We start from the raw sequence: 17,527 nt of genomic DNA on the forward strand, positions 1-17,527 counted from the left end.
GTACGAGTTTTATTGAACACGATCTCTGTTCTACCGCGTCCGTTGACGATCATGCTTGAACCAGCGAAACGACACCTGATCCCGTTTTTGGCGGGACTTCTGCTCTGGGCATCCAACTCTCCCGCCGGCGCCCAGCCAACCGGCTCGTGGGAAGCCGTCGAGACGCAGAACACCCCGGAGCCGCGTTTCGAGAGCGCCTTCGTCGAGGTCGGCGGCCTGATGTACATGATCGGCGGACTCGGCAACCCGCCGGCCTACACGAGCATCTACGACCCCAAAACGAACACCTGGACGCAGGGCGCGAACGTCCCGCTGATCGTCCATCACTTCCAGGCCGTGCCCCATCGTGGTAAGATCTACGTCGCCGGCGCGTGGACGGACATCGACCGGAAGCAGGTCGGCATCTCGCACGTCCTGGTCTACGACCCCGCGACGGATGCGTGGACGCAAGGCCCTGAAATCCCCGCGCACCGCCGTCGCGGCGGCGCCGGCGCCGTGGTGGTAGACGACCACCTGTACCTCGTCGCCGGCAACGTGGGCGGGCACGGCCCGCCGGCCGAGGCGAAAACGTGGCTCGACCGGCTGGATCTGGCGACGGGCGAATGGACCGAACTGCCGGACGCGCCGCACCGCCGCGATCATTTCCAGGCCGCCGTCGTGGACGGCAAGATCTACGCCGCCGCCGGCCGCACGTCGGACGTGGTGGGCTTCATCGACAGCACCGTCGCCGTGGTGGACGTGTACGACATCGCGAGGGGAAGCTGGTCGAGCCTGTACGATGCGCCCATACCAACCGAACGCGCCGGCACGCCCACGGCCGCCGTCGGCAAATACCTCATCGTCGCCGGCGGGGAGGGATTCGGCAAGGCGTGGTCCGAAACCGAGGCCCTCGATACGGAGACCGGGACGTGGCACGCGTTAGATCATCTGAACATCCAGCGCCACGGCACGCAGATGTTTTATTACGACGGTGCGCTCTGGATCGCAGGCGGGTCGTCGGGGCAGGGCGGCACCGGGACGGGCCGGCGGCTCGTCGACCTGGAGGTGTTCCGGTTCAACGAGTGAGTCGCGCCTACTCCACCTTCACGATCGTCTGGACGCGCGCTGCACCGCCGGTCACCAGCCGCACTATGTAGACTCCCGCCGGCACGGCATGCTTCCACACCGCCCGGCGCACGCCGGCCGGCTCTACCCCAGAGGCCGTACACAACAGTTGTTTAATTTGCTTATAGCACCTACGTTCGTTAGCGTTCTTCCGCCTCGATCGTGCCCACGGTATCACACGTTGTGAAAGTGAATTTCCGAAGGATAGAGCCATCGCGGGCCCCTCAACCTAGTTGTACACCAGACTGTGCTATGAGACGAATCAGAACAGTAGTCATTGCCGATATGCGTTTATTGTGGTTTGTTTTCGCCTTTTTATTGTGTGCAGGATCGGTCCAGGCACAAACCGTGAGAGGTGTTGTGACCGATGACATGACAGATCTACCCCTCCCGGGCGTGAACATTATCGTTAAAGGAACGAACATCGGTACAGCTTCTGGCGGGGATGGCGAGTTTCAAATTGCCGCACCTTCACTGAATGATACCCTGTTGTTTTCATTTGTGGGATATCAAACCCTGAGTGTCCCACTAAATGGACGTCAGACGATCGAAGCACGGCTGATTCCTATGGCGATAGAAACCGACGAGTTGGTTGTCGTTGCGTATGGCGTCCAGCGGAAATCGGACATCACTGGTTCTATAGCTTCCGCTACCGCGGAAGACTTCAATCAGGGGGTGGTGGTTAACCCCGGGCAGTTGCTTCAGGGCGTGGTGGCGGGTGTAAACGTGACGAATGCCAGCGGTGAGCCGGGCGCTTCGCAAGACATCATTATTCGAGGTATAGGCAGTTTACGCTCTGGCACTACGCCACTCTATGTACTGGACGGTTTTGTGCTGGACAACTCGTCGATCGGGGTCGCGAATAATCCGCTGAACTTCATCAACCCGGCTGATATCAAAAGCATCGAGGTGCTAAAAGACGCCTCCGCGACGGCTCTTTATGGAGCAAGAGCCGCCAATGGTGTGGTTGTCATCACGACGAAAGAAGGGCAGTCAGGCGATACCAGGATAAACTTGTCCAGCTCTGTGGGCTGGTCGTCCATGACCAATACGATTGATGTATTCAGTGCCTCCGAATTTCGTAGTCGGGTTCAAAATGTTGGTGGGCAGCTTAATGATTTTGGGGCCAATACCGATTGGCAGGATGAACTCACCCAGACGGCATTATCGAGCGACATCAACTTCTCTATGAGTGGTGCTGCAAGCGATCGATTCAATTATTACGCGTCACTCGGTTTGCAGAACCAGGAAGGCATTCTCAAAGAAAGTAACCTTGATCGGTATTCTGCCCGACTCAACATGAGCCAGTCTGCCCTGAACGGGCGGCTTCATGTGGATTATCACATCAATGCCATTCACTCCGGCAATCTCCGGCCAGACAATACGGCTATGGTCGTCGATATGCTGCAGCTGAACCCAACCATCCCGGTATATAGCGACGGGGTTCCTACCCTGCTGGATGAAATATTGAACCCCGTCGTGCGATACGACCTGTACCTTGACGAAAGCCTGAATAATCGCATCGTGGCGAATGTCGCGCCTACGCTGGAAATCGTTGATGGTCTTAGGTATAGGCTCAATTTTGGACGGGACTACTCGGCAACCGATCGAGCCGTTCAGGTATCACCGTATTCCCTGCTCGAGGGATTCGAGACGGGCACTCTTACAGAATTTAACTATAAGAACACGAATACCCTGGTAGAAAATACGCTTACGTATGCGCTCGATTCCAAAGCCCACTCATTAAACCTTCTCGCGGGGCACTCCTATCAGGAATACTTGATTGAAGTCAGCTCGCTGGCCATGGAGGGGTTTAGCGACAATGGCATTGAACCCAGGTATCAGGACCAGACGAGTACCCAGATTACACCGACCAACAGGAGTGCGCTGGCGGAGAAGAATAAATTACAGTCCATCTTTGGGAGGATCAATTATAGTTACGACGGCAAGTACCTGCTTACTGCGACGATGCGTGCAGACGGCTCCTCCAAGTTTGGGGAAAACAACAAATACGGTTATTTCCCGTCGTTTGCCCTGGGGTGGAACATCAGCGAGGAGGATTTTCTCCAGAACTCTCCTTTCGACAATCTGAAATTACGGGCCAGTTGGGGGCAGACGGGTAACCAGGAAATCCCAAGTAAAATTACCCAGTTGAGCTATACGGAGAGTCGTGGCGGTAACAATACGTACCCCCTGAATCCCGATGCCACCAGCCTGGATGACTACCCGTACGGGATTATCTTTACACGCCTGGCCAACCCGGACATTCAGTGGGAAGTCTCTACGCAAACCAACGTAGGCGTCGATTTCGATCTCTTCAACAATCGCCTGCTGGGCACGCTGGATTACTACGATAAGGTATCCGACAACATCTTGCTGGAAGTCGTGCCCAGTGATCCCATCCAGCCGACGTCGACCTACTGGACGAACGTTCCCGACATGGCCATTCGAAATACTGGTCTTGAACTGTCGCTCGAGTATAGAAGCGCCGCTACGAGTGCGTTCCAGTATTCCATCGGAGGGAATGTCTCGACGATCAAGAACAGGGTCGAGAATTCGCCCTACGCCGTGTTGACCACGGGCGCCGCTCAGGGTGCCGGTCAAACCGGCGCCACGATCAATGGATACATCAACGGGGAGCCCATCGGTGCGTTCTACATGCTTGAGTTTTCAGGGATAGGCGCAGACGGGCTGAACCAGTTCGTGGATACCAACAATGATGGGGCGATATTGGAAAATGATCGCGTTGTTGTCGGCAGCGCCCTTCCGAATGTGTTGTATGGGATCCAGATCAGCCTGCTCTATAAAAATGTAGGCCTTCGGGCTAACTTCAATGGGGCATCGGGCCATTCCATCTACAACCATACGGCGATGTCCATTTTCAACAAGGGCAACCTCGCCTCAAGCTTTAATACCACGGAGTTTGCCACGGCGTATCCCGAAGAAGCCATCACGAATTCAAACACCGTGTCTACACGATACCTCGAAGACGGCGCCTATCTCAGGCTCAATAACGTAACGCTCTCGTACAGCTTAAACCCCACACTTCTTGGTATCGATGGCACGTTAAGGGGACTTCAGTTGACGTTAACAGCCCAGAACCCATTTATCATTACCGGTTACTCGGGGTATGATCCTGAGGTTAATACCGGTACGACGCGGGGCGGTGTTCAGACCTTTGGTATCGACCGATTCACCTACCCGACAGCGAGGACCATCCAGCTGGGTGTGAACATGACATTTTAGCACCGTGTGTTAATCTGCTGTGCGTATTTCGTGTCTTCACGGTAGCAAGTAGTGCTAACGGCATCTATGGCCAAAATAGACATTCAATCATGACGCTTCGACATACCATTCTTACAGGCATTCTGATCGTGGCCCTTGCAGGATGCGACTCCCTGAGCGAAGAGGTTCTGGACGAATCTCTCACGGGAGCGGGACAGGCTGAAACGATCAGTGGATCTATTGCCCCGGCGTACGGACAATTAGCCTCGACCTGGCTCCACACGAACTATTTTGGTTTGCAGGAGATCGCTTCGGATGAGGCTATTCTGCCGTATCGCGGTGGAACAGACTGGTTCGACGGCGGAAAATTCATCGCCGTGCACCAGCATTTGATGACGCCTGGCAATGATCTCGTTACCAGTTCGTGGAACGCCATCACGCAGAATCTTTCCAGAACGGTGGCAGCGATCGAGGTGCTGAGAAACCTGTCGGAGTCCGGCGATGCAGAGGCCACAGGGGCTCTCTATGAGATGATTGCACTGCGTGCCTATCTGAACATGCTGATGCTGGATAGTTGGGGGCTCGCTTTTGAGAAGGAAAGGACGGATGAGACCTCTCGTCTGTTGAGGACGCAGGAAGCCATCGACTACATTCAGCGTGAGCTTGAATCGGTAGTCGATGTAATCAACACGAACAGAGGCCCTGGCAGAGTAACACAGGGGGCCGTTTGGGGCCTCCTGGCACGGTTGCATCTCAACGCGGCCGTCTATCGCGATCCGTATGGCACACCGGATTTCAGATCTGAGGATATGGCCAAGGTGGTTGAGTACACAGATAATATTATAAACTCTGGTAGCTACGATCTTTCAAGTGAGTATTTTGATGTGTTCAACGATTCAAACAACGGCAGCTCCGAGTTGATCTTTGCCGTTGACCAGAGGGGTGTGCTGAGCAACGAGCACAACCGGTGGGCATACTGGTCTCTCGCAGGTGATCTGTTCTCAAGGCTCGAGTATCCATCAGCGGATGGGACGGACGGGCCGGCGGCCACCCCGGAATTCTATCAGAAGTGGGTGGATGCCTACGGCAGCGTGGATCCGGCCGAAGCCGACGCGCTGTTCTATAAGCGAGAATTGTTTATACCAGATTCGCTGCAAGATTTGAGCGGCGTATCTCCTGACAATGATGAGAACCATTTCTTCTGCATTAGCGCTGCGGATTTCGAGACAGACAAAGGTATTCTCCGAGGTATCATCTGGGGGCCCCGAAAAGGCCCAGACGGAAACTTCCTCACCTGCGATAGCGGAGGATTCAGGATTTACCCGGTCATCCACACGCGTACAAGAGGGGCGGGTAATACGGAATACGTGAATCACACGTTAAGCATCGACTTCACGAACGAAGGCCGGCTGCATAATACGGGCTATCGTTTCTCCAAGTATCAATGCAGCCGCACCTCCAATAACTGCAACAGTTTCAGCAGCGTCGATCTGGTATTGCTCCGCCTCGGTGAAGTGTACCTGAATCGTGCAGAGGCCAAGCTCAGAAATGGGGACGCGGCCGGCGCCCTGAGCGACGTAAATGCGCTTCGCAGCGCAAGGAATGCACGCCCTGACCAAACGCCCGCCAACCTGTCGTCCATTGATCTCGACATCTTGCTCCGTGAGCGTGGGTTTGAACTGTACTGGGAGGGGCTGAGAAGGACCGATCAGATTCGGTTTGGGACGTATGAAGACGCCTGGACCGAGAAGACGGACAGCGACGTTCGCAAGCGGTTGTTTCCCATCCCGCAAAGCGCCATCGACGGGGCCTCTAATGTGGAAGGCTACCTTGTTCAAAATGATGGCTATTAAGAACATCGGCGAAAATCCGACAGGATTTTCGCGGATGGTTTCAGGTTCAGAAACGGTTGGGATTTTCAAAAATCCTTCTCGGAACGTCATCCTGAACCGCCCTCCGCTTGCGGTGGGCGTGATGAAGGACCTCTCGAACCACCGTGAGACGCTCATGGAAGCCATGCGCGAGTGATTCGGGAGGTCCTTCGACAACCCCGTCGCAAGCGCCGGGGGCTCAGGAAGACAACCCATATTTATTTCTCAACAGTTTCTAACTCCCATACGCTTCTTACGGCCAAAGCGAGAATGCGATGGCCCTGGTTACCTCCGGCTTTTTCTTGATTTTTGGTTGTCGAGGCTCGACCTTGTTGGACCCTACATCCCCCGGTCCATGCCTCACCCGATGTTTAGCCTGCTGCTCTTCCGTCGTCCGGCCGCTGCGTGCGCGGCGCTGCTCGCGGCCGTCCTGGCTTTTGGGGCTGGATGCGCAACGGGGCCGGGCCACGAGGACGACCGGGAAGGCTTTTCGCCCGTTCGCGATGCCGATGAGGAGCGCTCTACGTTCCGGCTCGACGAAGGGCTCCGGATCGAGCTCGTGGCGGCAGAACCCCTCATCGAAGACCCTGTCGTGATCACGTTCGATGCCGCCGGCCGGCTCTGGGTCGTCGAGATGCGCGGCTTCATGCCGCGGATCGCGGAGGCCAGCGATCAGACGCCAACGGGCCGGATCAAGGTGCTGACCGACACCGACGGTGACGGCCAGATGGATCAGGCCGTCGTCTTCATGGACAGCCTCGTGCTCCCGCGCGCGCTGGCGCTCGTGCCGGGCGGTGTACTCGTGGCCGAAAACAAGCCGCTGTGGATGGTCTACGACGACGACGGCGACCTCAAGGCCGATCGCAAGGTGCTGATCGATTCGACGTATGGTGGAAGCGGCCTGCCCGAACACGCCGGCAACGGGCTGTGGCGCGGCATCGACAACTGGTACTACAACGCCAAGTCGCGCATACGGTATCGCCTCGAAGACGGCAGCTGGGTTCGGGATACGACGGAGTTTCGGGGGCAGTGGGGGATCTCCCACGACGATACCGGACGGCTTTTCTACAACTACAACTGGTCGCAGCTGCACACGGACCTCGTCCCGCCCAACGCGCTCAGCCGCAACCCGCATCACGTACCCACGAGCGGGCTCAACGTGGGCGTGGCGCAGGACCGGCGCATCTTTCCCATACGAACGACCCTGGCGGTAAACCGCGGCTACATCCCGGGCGCCCTCGACGAGCGCGGCCGGTTGCTCGAATTTACGTCGGCGTCGGCGCCTCTCATCTACCGGGGCGACGCCTTGCCGGAAGCCTATCGGGGCAATGCCTTTGTCTGCGAGCCGGCGGGCAATCTCATCAAACGAAATATCGTCGAGTACGATGGTCTCAACGTCACGGCCTACTCGGCGACGCCCGAACGCGAATTCCTGGCATCGACCGACGAACGGTTCCGGCCGGTGTTTCTGACGACGGGGCCGGATGGCGCGCTGTATATCGCCGACATGTACCGGGGCATCATCCAGGACGGCGTCTACATGACGCCCTATCTCCGCGAGCAGACGGAACAGCGCCGGCTCGAGGCGCCCATCCATCATGGACGCATCTGGCGCGTCGTGCCCGAGTTCTGGACGCCTCCGGGGCCGCTGGGCCTGGACAGCGCCAGCTCGCGGACGCTCGTTGCCCTGCTTTCCGATCAGGACGGCTGGGTGCGCGACACGGCGCAGCGGCTGCTCGTCGAGCGCGCGGATCCGGATATCGTGCCCTTCCTGGAACGGGTGGCGCTGCGTGAGATCGATCGAAGAGGACGGTTGCACGCGTTGTGGACGCTGGAAGGCCTCGACGCGCTGTCGCGCCCGGTGCTCGAAAAAGCGATCCAGGACCGCGATCCCGACGTCCAGGCCGCGGCGATTCGTCTCTTCGCCGCGCAGGCGTCACGCGACCCGTCGTTGAGCGAGCCGCTTGCCGACGCGCTCACTAGCGGCTGGGCGAAGGCGCCGCCCGTCGTGGCGCTCCAGATGGCCCTGTCGGCCGACGTCCTCGAGGCCGATGCGGCGCTGCCGCTCCTCGCCGGCATCCTCGGCGTCTATCGGGAGGATGCGGTGTTTCGCGACGCGGTCCTCAGCAGCCTCACGGACCGCGAATTCGCGCTGTTGGACCGACTGTGGACCTCCTGGGAGTGGCGCACCTACGCCCCGGGCCGGGCCATCTTGATGGAGATGCTGGCGACGGCCGCTCTTCGTCGCGGCGACCCGGATGAGATCGCCGTGATGATGGGCTGGCTTGGCGACGACGAGTTCGGGTGGCGCCAGGAAGCGCTGCTCGCCGGCCTGACAGTCCCGCTCCCCGCCGGCCCTACGCCACTCCGGTCGGCGCCCGCCGTCCTGGACCGCCTGGCCTCGCTCGGCCCCGGCGTCGCCGGGCGCCTGGCAGCCATCGAGGAGCGCTTCAGCTGGCCCGGGCATACGCCGCCGAGCCCCGAACCTGTTTCGGATGGGGCCAGCCTCGCCATCGATCCTGCCCAGCTCGCCGCCGGTCGACAGCATTTCCTCACCGTCTGCGCCGCCTGCCATGGCAACGACGGCGCGGGCATGCCCTCGCTGGCGCCGCCGCTCGCCGGCTCGGAATGGGTGACGGGCAGCAAGGCCGCGCTCATCCGCATCGTGCTCCACGGCCTCGAAGGACCGGTGGACGTCGCCGGCCGGCGTTACGACGCCCCGGACATCCTGCCCGAAATGCCCTCCTTCGCCACGCTGGACGACGCGGCGATTGCCGCGGTGCTGACGTACCTTCGCACCTCGTGGGGCAACGCGGCTGAACCTGTTTCCACGCGCGACGTGGGGATGACACGCGTCACCTCGCAGGGGCGCGTAACCCCCTGGACCGCCAACGAACTGGGCGATCTGGAAGAACCCGACGCAAACCGACCATGAACCGCAGACACTTTCTGAACAGCACCGCCGCCGCGGTGGCCTATGCCGCGCTTCCCGTGCGTCCCGCGCTGCCCGCTCGCCGCCCCATGGGGGTCACCGTGGCGACCTACGCCGTGCGATGGAACTCGGAGACGCAGAGCGCCACCTACCCGGCGCTGCGTACGGCCCTCGATATACTGGAAGACTGCGCGCGCATCGGTGCCGGCGGGGCGCAGGTCGGGGTGTCGAACTGGGAAACCGATTTTGCCGGCAAGGTACGCGACCGCCGCGAGCAACTGGGCCTGTACCTCGAAGGCCAGATCCGGATGCCCCGCGTCGACGAAGACCTCGACGCCTTCGAGCAGCAGGTGCGGCTCGCCCGCGAAGCCGGCGCCACCATCCTGCGCGCTGTGTGCCTCGGACCGCGACGCTACGAGACGCTCCACTCCATGTCGGAATTTCTGGCGTTCAAGGAAGACGCCTGGAAAGCCGTCGAGCGGATCGAGCCGATCATGCGCCGCAACCGCGTCCAACTTGCCATCGAGAATCACAAGGACTGGCGCGCCGAAGAACTGGTCGCGCTCATGTGGCATCTCGGGAGCGAGTGGATGGGGGTCACGCTCGACATGGGCAACAACATCGCGCTGCTGGAGGACCCGATGACGGTCGTCGAACAGCTCGCCCCCTACGCCATCACCACCCACTTCAAGGACATGGCCGTAGCGCCCTACGATGCCGGCTTCCTCCTTTCCGAAGTGCCGCTGGGCGAGGGGCTGCTCGACCTCCCGCGTATGGTTGAAATCTGCGAGCGGCACAATCCGGCGATCACCTTCAACCTGGAGATGATCACCCGCGACCCGCTCAAGGTCCCCTGCATGACGGAGGAGTACTGGTCAACGTTCGACTATGTCGGAGGCCGCGACCTCGCCTGGGCCTTCCGCTATGTGTCCGGCAATCGCCCGAAACAGCCGTTGCCGACGCTGTCCGAAAAATCACCTGAGGGCCGACTTGCGTATGAGGATGAAAACAACCTCCGCTCGTTCGCCTATAGCCGCGATGTGCTGGGGATGAAATAGGCGTTTCATATCGGGCCGTCGCGCCAGAGCGCCTATGTTGTCCCCCATGCTTTAGCGTGGGGGACAAAAAAAGCAGGAAGCTGTTTGATGCGTAGGCGTCTATGTTGCCCCCATGCCTCAGCGTGGTGGCCCCAAAAGCAGGAAGCTGTTTGATGGGTAGGCGTCTATGTTGCCCCCACGCTGAAGCATGGGGGCCTGGTTAGCTGGATAGCGAATGCTGGGCTCCAAATTGCATTGTAATGGTTTGCGTGAGGCAGAGATCGATGTTCGTCCAGGGCCTTGCCCCCATGCTTTAGCGTGGGGGCCTAAAAAAGCAGGAAGCTGTTAGATGCGTGAGTGCCTATACGAGTCGCCCCCACGCTGAAGCATGGGGGCCTGGTTAGCTGGATAGCGAATGCTGGGCTCCAAATCGCCGCGTAATGGTTTGCGTGAGGCAGAGATCGATGTTCGTCCTGGGCCTTGCCCCCATGCTTTAGCGTGGGGGCCCCAAAAGCAGGAATCTGTTAGATGCGTGAGTGTGCGCCCCCACGCTGAAGCATGGGGCCTGGTAAACTAGCTGGCTTGCCGCTCCAAATCGCCGCGTAATGGTTTGCGTGAGGCAGAGATCGATGTTCGTCCTGGGCCTTGCCCCCATGCTTCAGCGTGGGCCCAAAAGCAGGAAGCTGTTAGATGGCGTGGTGGCCCAAAAAGCAGGAAGCTGTTAGATGCGTGAGTGCCTATGTCGCCCCCACGCTGAAGCATGGGGGCCTGGTTAGCTGGATAGCGAATGCTGGGCTCCGAATCGCCGCGTAATGGTTTTCGTGAGGCAGAGATCGATGTTCGTCCAGGGCCTTGCCCCCATGCTTTAGCGTGGGGGCCCCAAAAGCAGGAAGCTGTTAGATGCGTGAGTGCCTATGTCGCCCCCACGCTGAAGCATGGGGGCCTGGTTAGCTGGATAGCGAATGCTGGGCTCCGAATCGCCGCGTAATGGTTTTCGTGAGGCAGAGATCGATGTTCGTCCAGGGCCTTGCCCCCATGCTTTAGCGTGGGGGCCCAAAAAAGAGCAGGAAGCTATTCGATGCGTGAGCGCCCATCCCGCCCCCAGGCTGAAGCATGGGGGCAAGGCAAAAGGATGGCCATCGGAAGCTTTCGCTCACCTCCGGAACGCCCGCTTGATGCGCCTACGCAGGCCGGCCCGGTCGAGCCGGCCGAAGTGCTGCGCAAACGCCTTGTCCGATTTCGTTTGTTGCTTTTCCAGGTGTGCATCCAGCCGGCCCAGCGCCATCAGCGTGGGCACAGCCAGAGGGTTCCGCGCGATAATCCGCTCGGCGAATCCGACGAGCCGTTCGCGCTGGACGGCCAGATCCTGGGCATCCCCCAGCACGTCCTGGAGCCCCTTCAGCCGGTCGATCAGGGTGCCGACGAGCGTGGGGTCGTACAGGCCGGCGAAGGCTTCGAGGACGTAGCGCAGCTTTTTCGCCGTGATGCGCACCGCATGTTAGGTGTCGCAATGCCCGGATTTCAGCGCCTCGCGGCCCTGAAGGATCAGCCGGCGATACAGCTTCCGAATGCGCCTGGACACGACCCCCTCGATCGGCGGTCCGGATGCGCCGGCCTCCACCGATGTGAGATACGCCCGCCACTCGGCCATCGACGCCTGGAAGTTCAGGCTGCGGATGTGGCGCAGGAGCGCTCTCCGGCCGGCGCGCCGCTCGCGCGCGAGTTCGTCACGAAGCGGCGCCCAGGCCGCCGGTTCTACCGTCGGGAACTGGCGTTCGTAGCCCGACCATCGCTGGAGAGAGACGTCGAGGTCGCGCACCGGACCGGTGACGTCGCCCAGGGCGTCGAACGCCTCTCTGCCGGCGGCGATACGCGCGGGGTCGAACTGCGTCTTGAACTGACCGGCAAGCGCACGTGTTTGTCGGACGGCAATCCGCAAGGCATGCAGCGCCTCCGGGTCGCGCCCTCGCCGGACCTCGGGCAGCTGCGCTTCCAGGGTGTCGAGGATCCGGAGCAGGGTGCGCGCGAGGGCAGGGGGGGCCGCTTCGCCGGGGATGGGTGCGTAGGAAGAGCCGGCGTGCATGGACAGGGTGGGGATGGATCGGCGCGGCGGAGTGTCTCCCAGAATACGGGATGCGCGGGCGGTTTACAACGCGCCGGGCGTCGGCCCCGGGTTGAATTCAGGGTGCGCGGGGCCTACCTTGCTGCCGGCCTTTCAACGCAAAACAAACGACCATGGAACGACTCCCCGGCATCAAGCTCTTCAACCTCGACGGACGTACCGCCGTCATCACGGGCGGCACCAGGGGGCTTGGCCTGGCGATGGCCGAAGCGCTCGCCTCCGCCGGCGCCAACGTCGTCCTCGTCGCCCGCGGCGACGGGAGCGCCGCGGCGCAGGCCGTGGCGGAGACGTACGGCGTGCGCACCGGATACCATCAGGCGGACGTGACGGTAGAAGCCGAAGCCGCTACCATGGCGGACGAAGTCATGAAGGCTTTCGGCCGGATCGACATCCTCATCAACAGCGCCGGCATCAACATTCGCGGCCCCATCGACGAACTGCCGTACGACGATTTCAAGAAGGTGATGACGGTGAACGTCGACGGCACCTGGCTCGCCTGCCGGGCGGTGGTGCCGTTCATGAAGCAGGCCGGCGGGGGAAAGATCATCAACCTCGCCAGTACCCTCGGGGTGGTTGGCCTGGCGCAACGGACACCCTATGCCTCCAGCAAGGGCGCCGTCGTACAGATGACCCGCACCCTCGGTCTGGAACTCGCCTCCTTCAACATTAACGTCAATGCAATCTGCCCCGGCCCCTTCCTGACCGACATGAACATACCGATCGCGAACACGGAGGATGGAAAGAAGTTTGTCGTCGGCGCGACGGCCCTGAAACGGTGGGGTGAACTCAAGGAGATCCAGGGCGCGGCCCTCTTGCTGGCGAGCGACGCCGCGAGCTACATGGTCGGGTCGCTGCTGACCGTCGACGGGGGGTGGACGGCGGCGTAACGGGTGGCATTAAACGCGTAGACCTGGCACGGACGTCCGTCGAAACGCGCACCAGGCAACCATGCACCGCCCGCGGGGTACCACGGCGACACGCCGACACCCCGTTGCACCCTCATGGTCTCGATCAGCCTCCTCATCCTCTTCGCCGGCATTCTCCTGCTCATCGGGATCGCCTCCAGCAAGTTCGCGGCGCGGGTGGGGATGCCTGTGCTGGTGCTTTTCCTGGGGGTGGGCATGCTGGCCGGCTCGGAGGGGCTCGGCGGCATCCCGTTCGAGAACTACGGAATCGCCAACAGCCTCGGCAGTGTCGCGCTCGCGCTTATCCTGTTCGACGGCGGACTGCGTACGTCGCTGGTGTCGGTGCGGTCCGCCTGGAAGCCGGCGCTCTCGTTGTCCACCATCGGCGTGCTGCTGACCTCGGCGCTGACCGGACTCGCCGCGGCCTGGGTGCTCGGCATCCCCATCCTTCACGGGATGCTGCTCGGAGGCATCATCGGATCGACCGACGCGGCGGCCGTATTTTCGATCCTCCGCACGAGCGGTCTGAAGATGCCGGATCAGCTGACGGCGACGCTCGAAGTCGAAAGCGGGTCCAACGACCCCATGGCCATTTTTCTCACGCTGGGGCTCATCGGCACGATCACCGGCACGGCGGACTCCGCCGGCGCGCTAGCGCTGCTTTTTGTGCTCCAGTTCGGCGTCGGCGCCCTGGCGGGGCTCGGCGTCGGCTATGTGGCGGCGTGGGCGGTGGATCGGATCAACCTCGACCACCCGGGGCTCTACCCGATTCTGGCTTTCGCCTTCGGCCTCCTGGCGTTCGGCGTAGCTGCCGTCCTCCAGGGGAGCGGCTTTCTTGCTGTCTACATCGCCGGCATCGTGCTCGGCAACCGGCTCGTCATCTTCCGCCGCGGCATCCTCCTCTTCCACGACGCGGCGGCATGGCTCGGCCAGATCCTGCTGTTCATCATGCTGGGGCTCCTCAGTTTTCCGAGCCATCTCATCGCCGTCGCCGGCCGCGGTCTGCTCATCGCGATCGTCCTCATCTTCGTCGCTCGCCCGCTCGCCGTGGCGGCGTCGACGTTCCTCTTCCGGTTTAGCTCCCGGGAGATGGTGTTCCTGTCATGGGTCGGCCTGAAAGGCGCCGTGCCGATCACGCTCGCGACCTTCCCGCTCATGGCCGGCGTCGAACACGGCGAGCTGCTGTTCAATGTGGTGTTTTTTGTCGTGCTCGTCTCGGCGCTCACCCAGGGCTGGTCGCTGCCGGCCGTAGCGCGCTGGCTGCGGATCGGCGAGCCGGCCGCGTCCGTTCCGCCCCTGACGGTCGAGATCAACGCGCTGCGCCATCTGGACGGCGAGGTGGTCGACTATACGGTGGCGCCTTCGGCGCGCGTCGCCGGCCAGCTGCTGCGCGACCTTGCGCTGCCCGACGGGGTGGCGGTAACGCTCGTCGTGCGGGGCGACGAAGTCATCGTGCCGCGCGGATCGACGGCGCTGCGCCCCGGCGACCATGCCTTCATCGCCATGCACCGCAGGCTCAAGCCGTTCATCGACCGGCTTTTCGATCCTTATGCCGAGACTCCGCCGCTGCCGGAGGGCATGCGCCTCGCGTTTCACGCGTCGCGCACCGTCGGCCAACTGCACCGGTTTTTCGGGATTCCGGGCCCGACCTGGTCGACCGAGCCGATCGGGACTCTGCTTGAAAACGCGGAGGAGGGGATCACGCCTAGGCTAGGCCCTTTCGAGGTCGTTGCTGGCGATGATCCGGATTATGTCGTGCTCACCTACGCCGGCATAACGCCGCCCGGTACGACGCCGTAGCGAGCGGGTTACGCTTAGCTAACCAGACCTACGGAGATATGCGGGACCTTTGTGTTCGTCCTCCTCGCGAAAGCGGGGATCCATGCAATATTTCATGACTGGCATGGATCCCCCATCGAGTTGGCAAGACAAGGAAAGAGCAACTGCATTACATGGGGTACTAATCCTGACGTATGACCCCAAATAATAGAATGAAGCGATTGCGAAAACTGGGGCTGAATAGAAATAGATAGGTGAGAAACAAATAGTTGAGTAGAATTAGAATAGCCTTGAACCCATCAATGTCACTCGATACGTCAATAATCGCAGTTAGCACTACGCAAAGAACCCCATACGACCATAGAATATTTGCCATGCTTTTTTCGCCTCGGGTAACCACAGCAATAATCCCCGAGTCTCGTTCGACAAGCTTGTTCTTCACGTCCAGCATGACATGGTAAAGGACACACAAACAGAGAAGCGCCTCAATAAATATCACGACATTTTTGTCATCGAGGATATTCATAAACTCTTGTGCTCCTGTGTTTGAATGTGTAATTCAATTCTCGTTGATGTCGGGTTATGCTGCGCTAACCTGACCTACGGGAATCAACTCTATTCGATTTGCGCTTTGCGATTTCCATTTTGCAATGCGCAAGCTCATCCCGCCTTCCGCGCTATCCCTCGTACATGCGGCCGCACGATAGCGATCGGCATCCGGGCGTCGAAACGCTCCAGTTGAACCTCGGCGAATCCGGCTTCCCGGATATGGTCTCCGGTGTCCCGGTCGGGGCAGCAGCCGTCGCCGATGACGCGCCAGAAGGGTTTGATGAGCCGCTGCGCCGCGCGCAGCCGGCCGGCTTCCGCCGCCACGTGCTCGATGAAATAAAACTGACCGCCCGGCTTGAGCACCCGCAGGATTTCGCGCAGCGCGGCGGCCTGGTCGGGGACCGAGCATAACACCAGGGTCGAAATGACGGCGTCGACGCTCGCGTCAGGCGCCGAGAGCGAGTCGGCAGGATCGGCGGTCAGCCGGATGTCCAACCCCCGTGCGCTCGCTTTGCGGCGGATATACGGGTGCATGTGGGGGTTCGGTTCAGCGCCGGTCCACGCCACGCCGGCAGGCAGGAACGGCAGGTTCACACCCGTGCCCGGACCCAGTTCCAGGACCGTCCCCTCGATGTCGGCGAACAATGCGCGTTTCATCGCGCCGTAGATGCGCTCCTGCGCAGCGTCGCCGGTGGCCATCGACCACGCGAAAAAACGTTTGACGAGGCTCATGATCCGCCGGCGATCGACGCCGTCCAGCGTTCGGCCAGCGCTTCGTAGGCGTCCAGCGCGGTGGCGAGCTGTGCGATCGGGATGTGCTCATCGACGGTGTGCGCGAGGCCCTCGTCGCCGGGGCCGAAGCCGATCAGGGTAGCCGAGGTCCGGATGAAGTGGCCGCCGTCCGTCGCGAAACGCCACAGCCCCGTCGCCGGGACGCTGCCCAGCGCTGCGCCGAGCACCTGCTGCGCGGCGACGAGGGCCGGGTCGTCGGCACGGGTGATGAAGGGGCCGTTGCTCGCGGTCTGGTCTACGGCATACCCCGTGTAACTCGTTCGAAGCGTCGAGGGCATGGAGACCGTTGCGGTGGCTCCGGGGATCAGGCAACGATCCGCGAGGGCCTGGAGGCGGGCGATCACGGCGTCGTCGGACTCGCCCGGTACGTTCCGCCAGTCGATCGTGAGCCACGCCTCGGAGGGGACGACGTTCGAGCTGATCTGGTCCGTACGGATCAACGTCGGGGCGAACGAACTTTCGCCCAGATCGGGGTCGCTGCCGCGCGCCACGCCGGCCAGTCCCGTGATGAACGCCGCGACGACCTCAAGCGGGTTCACGCCCCGCTCCGGCACGCTCGCGTGGACGCTTTTGCCGGTGACGTGCAACTCGAGTTCGAGCCGGCCCCGGTGCCCGCGCCGCAGTTCGTTTCGGCTCGGCTCGCCAATGACGATGTAGGGGGGCGTGAGGGTACGGGTCAGGTAGTCGGCCCCGAGGCCGCCAATCTCTTCGTAGACGACCGCGGTCACGTACACGTCGCCGGCCGGCACGATGCCTTTTCGTTTGAGCCGCGCCGCGCCGTACACCTGGGTAGCGAGCGGCCCCTTGATGTCCACCGCGCCGCGTCCCCAGACCCGGTCGTCGTGGATCTCGCCGCCGAACGGAGGATGCGGCCATCGCGCGGGATCGCCCACGTCCACATGATCCAGATGCGTGTTGAGCATCATCGCCGGCGCCGCGCCGCGGCCGGCGAGTTTGCCGATCGCGTTGCCGGCTTTGTCGAGCGCGACGTCGTCGTAGCCCAGACGCTCCATTTCGGCGCACACGAGGCCGGCGATGGTTTCTTCCTCGCCGGGCAGGCTCGGGGTCTGGATCAGGCGCTGCAGGAACGCAACGCAAGCGGTAAGGTCGTTCATAGGCTGGGGTTTAAAGGGATTGGTTCGTAAGTTAGGGCACGAACCCACGATGCGCGCCATTACGCGCTTTTCCTCGATATATAACGCAAACGGAGA

General features: G+C 61.4%; 11 protein-coding genes and 1 pseudogene. 8 read left to right on the forward strand and 4 right to left on the reverse strand.

Features of this window, described 5'->3' with window-relative positions:
* The first annotated feature begins 51 nt into the window (after positions 1 to 51).
* Positions 52 to 1,065, forward strand: a complete 1,014-nt coding sequence (locus R2834_17740; GenBank protein ID MEZ4702181.1) for a kelch repeat-containing protein — start codon at positions 52 to 54, stop codon at positions 1,063 to 1,065.
* Positions 1,066 to 1,072: 7 nt separating this feature from the next.
* Here the strand turns inward: R2834_17740 and R2834_17745 are convergent, their stop codons facing one another.
* Positions 1,073 to 1,210, reverse strand: coding sequence for a T9SS type A sorting domain-containing protein (locus R2834_17745; GenBank protein ID MEZ4702182.1), 138 nt, complete (start codon positions 1,208 to 1,210; stop codon positions 1,073 to 1,075).
* Positions 1,211 to 1,356: 146 nt separating this feature from the next.
* On the opposite strand from R2834_17745, the gene R2834_17750 reads away from it, so the two are divergent.
* From R2834_17750 to R2834_17770, 5 genes are all read left to right on the forward strand, one after another.
* Positions 1,357 to 4,350, forward strand: a complete 2,994-nt coding sequence (locus R2834_17750; protein MEZ4702183.1) for a TonB-dependent receptor — start codon at positions 1,357 to 1,359, stop codon at positions 4,348 to 4,350.
* An 89-nt stretch (positions 4,351 to 4,439) separates the two neighbouring features.
* Positions 4,440 to 6,182, forward strand: coding sequence for a RagB/SusD family nutrient uptake outer membrane protein (locus tag R2834_17755; GenBank protein MEZ4702184.1), 1,743 nt, complete (start codon positions 4,440 to 4,442; stop codon positions 6,180 to 6,182).
* On the forward strand, positions 6,169 to 6,357 hold the full coding sequence (locus R2834_17760) for a hypothetical protein (protein ID MEZ4702185.1): 189 nt from the start codon (positions 6,169 to 6,171) through the stop codon (positions 6,355 to 6,357). Before R2834_17755 ends, R2834_17760 begins: the two co-directional genes overlap by 14 nt.
* A 198-nt stretch (positions 6,358 to 6,555) precedes the next feature.
* Positions 6,556 to 9,135: a c-type cytochrome gene (locus tag R2834_17765; GenBank protein ID MEZ4702186.1), complete on the forward strand. Its 2,580-nt coding sequence runs from the start codon at positions 6,556 to 6,558 to the stop codon at positions 9,133 to 9,135.
* The gene (locus R2834_17770; protein MEZ4702187.1) at positions 9,132 to 10,190 is read left to right on the forward strand and encodes a TIM barrel protein; all 1,059 of its coding nucleotides are present in this window, start codon (positions 9,132 to 9,134) and stop codon (positions 10,188 to 10,190) included. The genes R2834_17765 and R2834_17770 overlap by 4 nt, the downstream gene beginning before the upstream one ends.
* A 1,132-nt stretch (positions 10,191 to 11,322) precedes the next feature.
* Here R2834_17770 and R2834_17775 read toward each other — a convergent pair.
* A pseudogene (locus tag R2834_17775) lies at positions 11,323 to 12,252 on the reverse strand (CHAD domain-containing protein).
* A 152-nt stretch (positions 12,253 to 12,404) separates the two neighbouring features.
* Here R2834_17775 and R2834_17780 point away from each other — a divergent pair.
* Positions 12,405 to 13,178: an SDR family oxidoreductase gene (locus R2834_17780; protein ID MEZ4702188.1), complete on the forward strand. Its 774-nt coding sequence runs from the start codon at positions 12,405 to 12,407 to the stop codon at positions 13,176 to 13,178.
* Between the two features lie 114 nt (positions 13,179 to 13,292).
* Positions 13,293 to 14,996 carry a potassium/proton antiporter gene (locus R2834_17785; protein ID MEZ4702189.1) on the forward strand — a complete coding sequence of 568 codons (1,704 nt, stop codon included), beginning with the start codon at positions 13,293 to 13,295 and terminating at the stop codon, positions 14,994 to 14,996.
* 639 nt (positions 14,997 to 15,635) lie between these two features.
* Here R2834_17785 and R2834_17790 read toward each other — a convergent pair.
* Entirely contained in the window at positions 15,636 to 16,256 is a 621-nt protein-coding gene (locus tag R2834_17790; protein ID MEZ4702190.1) for a class I SAM-dependent methyltransferase, read from the reverse strand.
* Positions 16,253 to 17,431 carry a M20/M25/M40 family metallo-hydrolase gene (locus tag R2834_17795; protein MEZ4702191.1) on the reverse strand — a complete coding sequence of 393 codons (1,179 nt, stop codon included), beginning with the start codon at positions 17,429 to 17,431 and terminating at the stop codon, positions 16,253 to 16,255. The genes R2834_17790 and R2834_17795 overlap by 4 nt, the downstream gene beginning before the upstream one ends.
* Positions 17,432 to 17,527: the final 96 nt, after the last annotated feature.

It is taken from the genome of Rhodothermales bacterium (genome assembly GCA_041391505.1).
GTDB lineage: Bacteria > Bacteroidota > Rhodothermia > Rhodothermales > JAHQVL01 > JAWKNW01.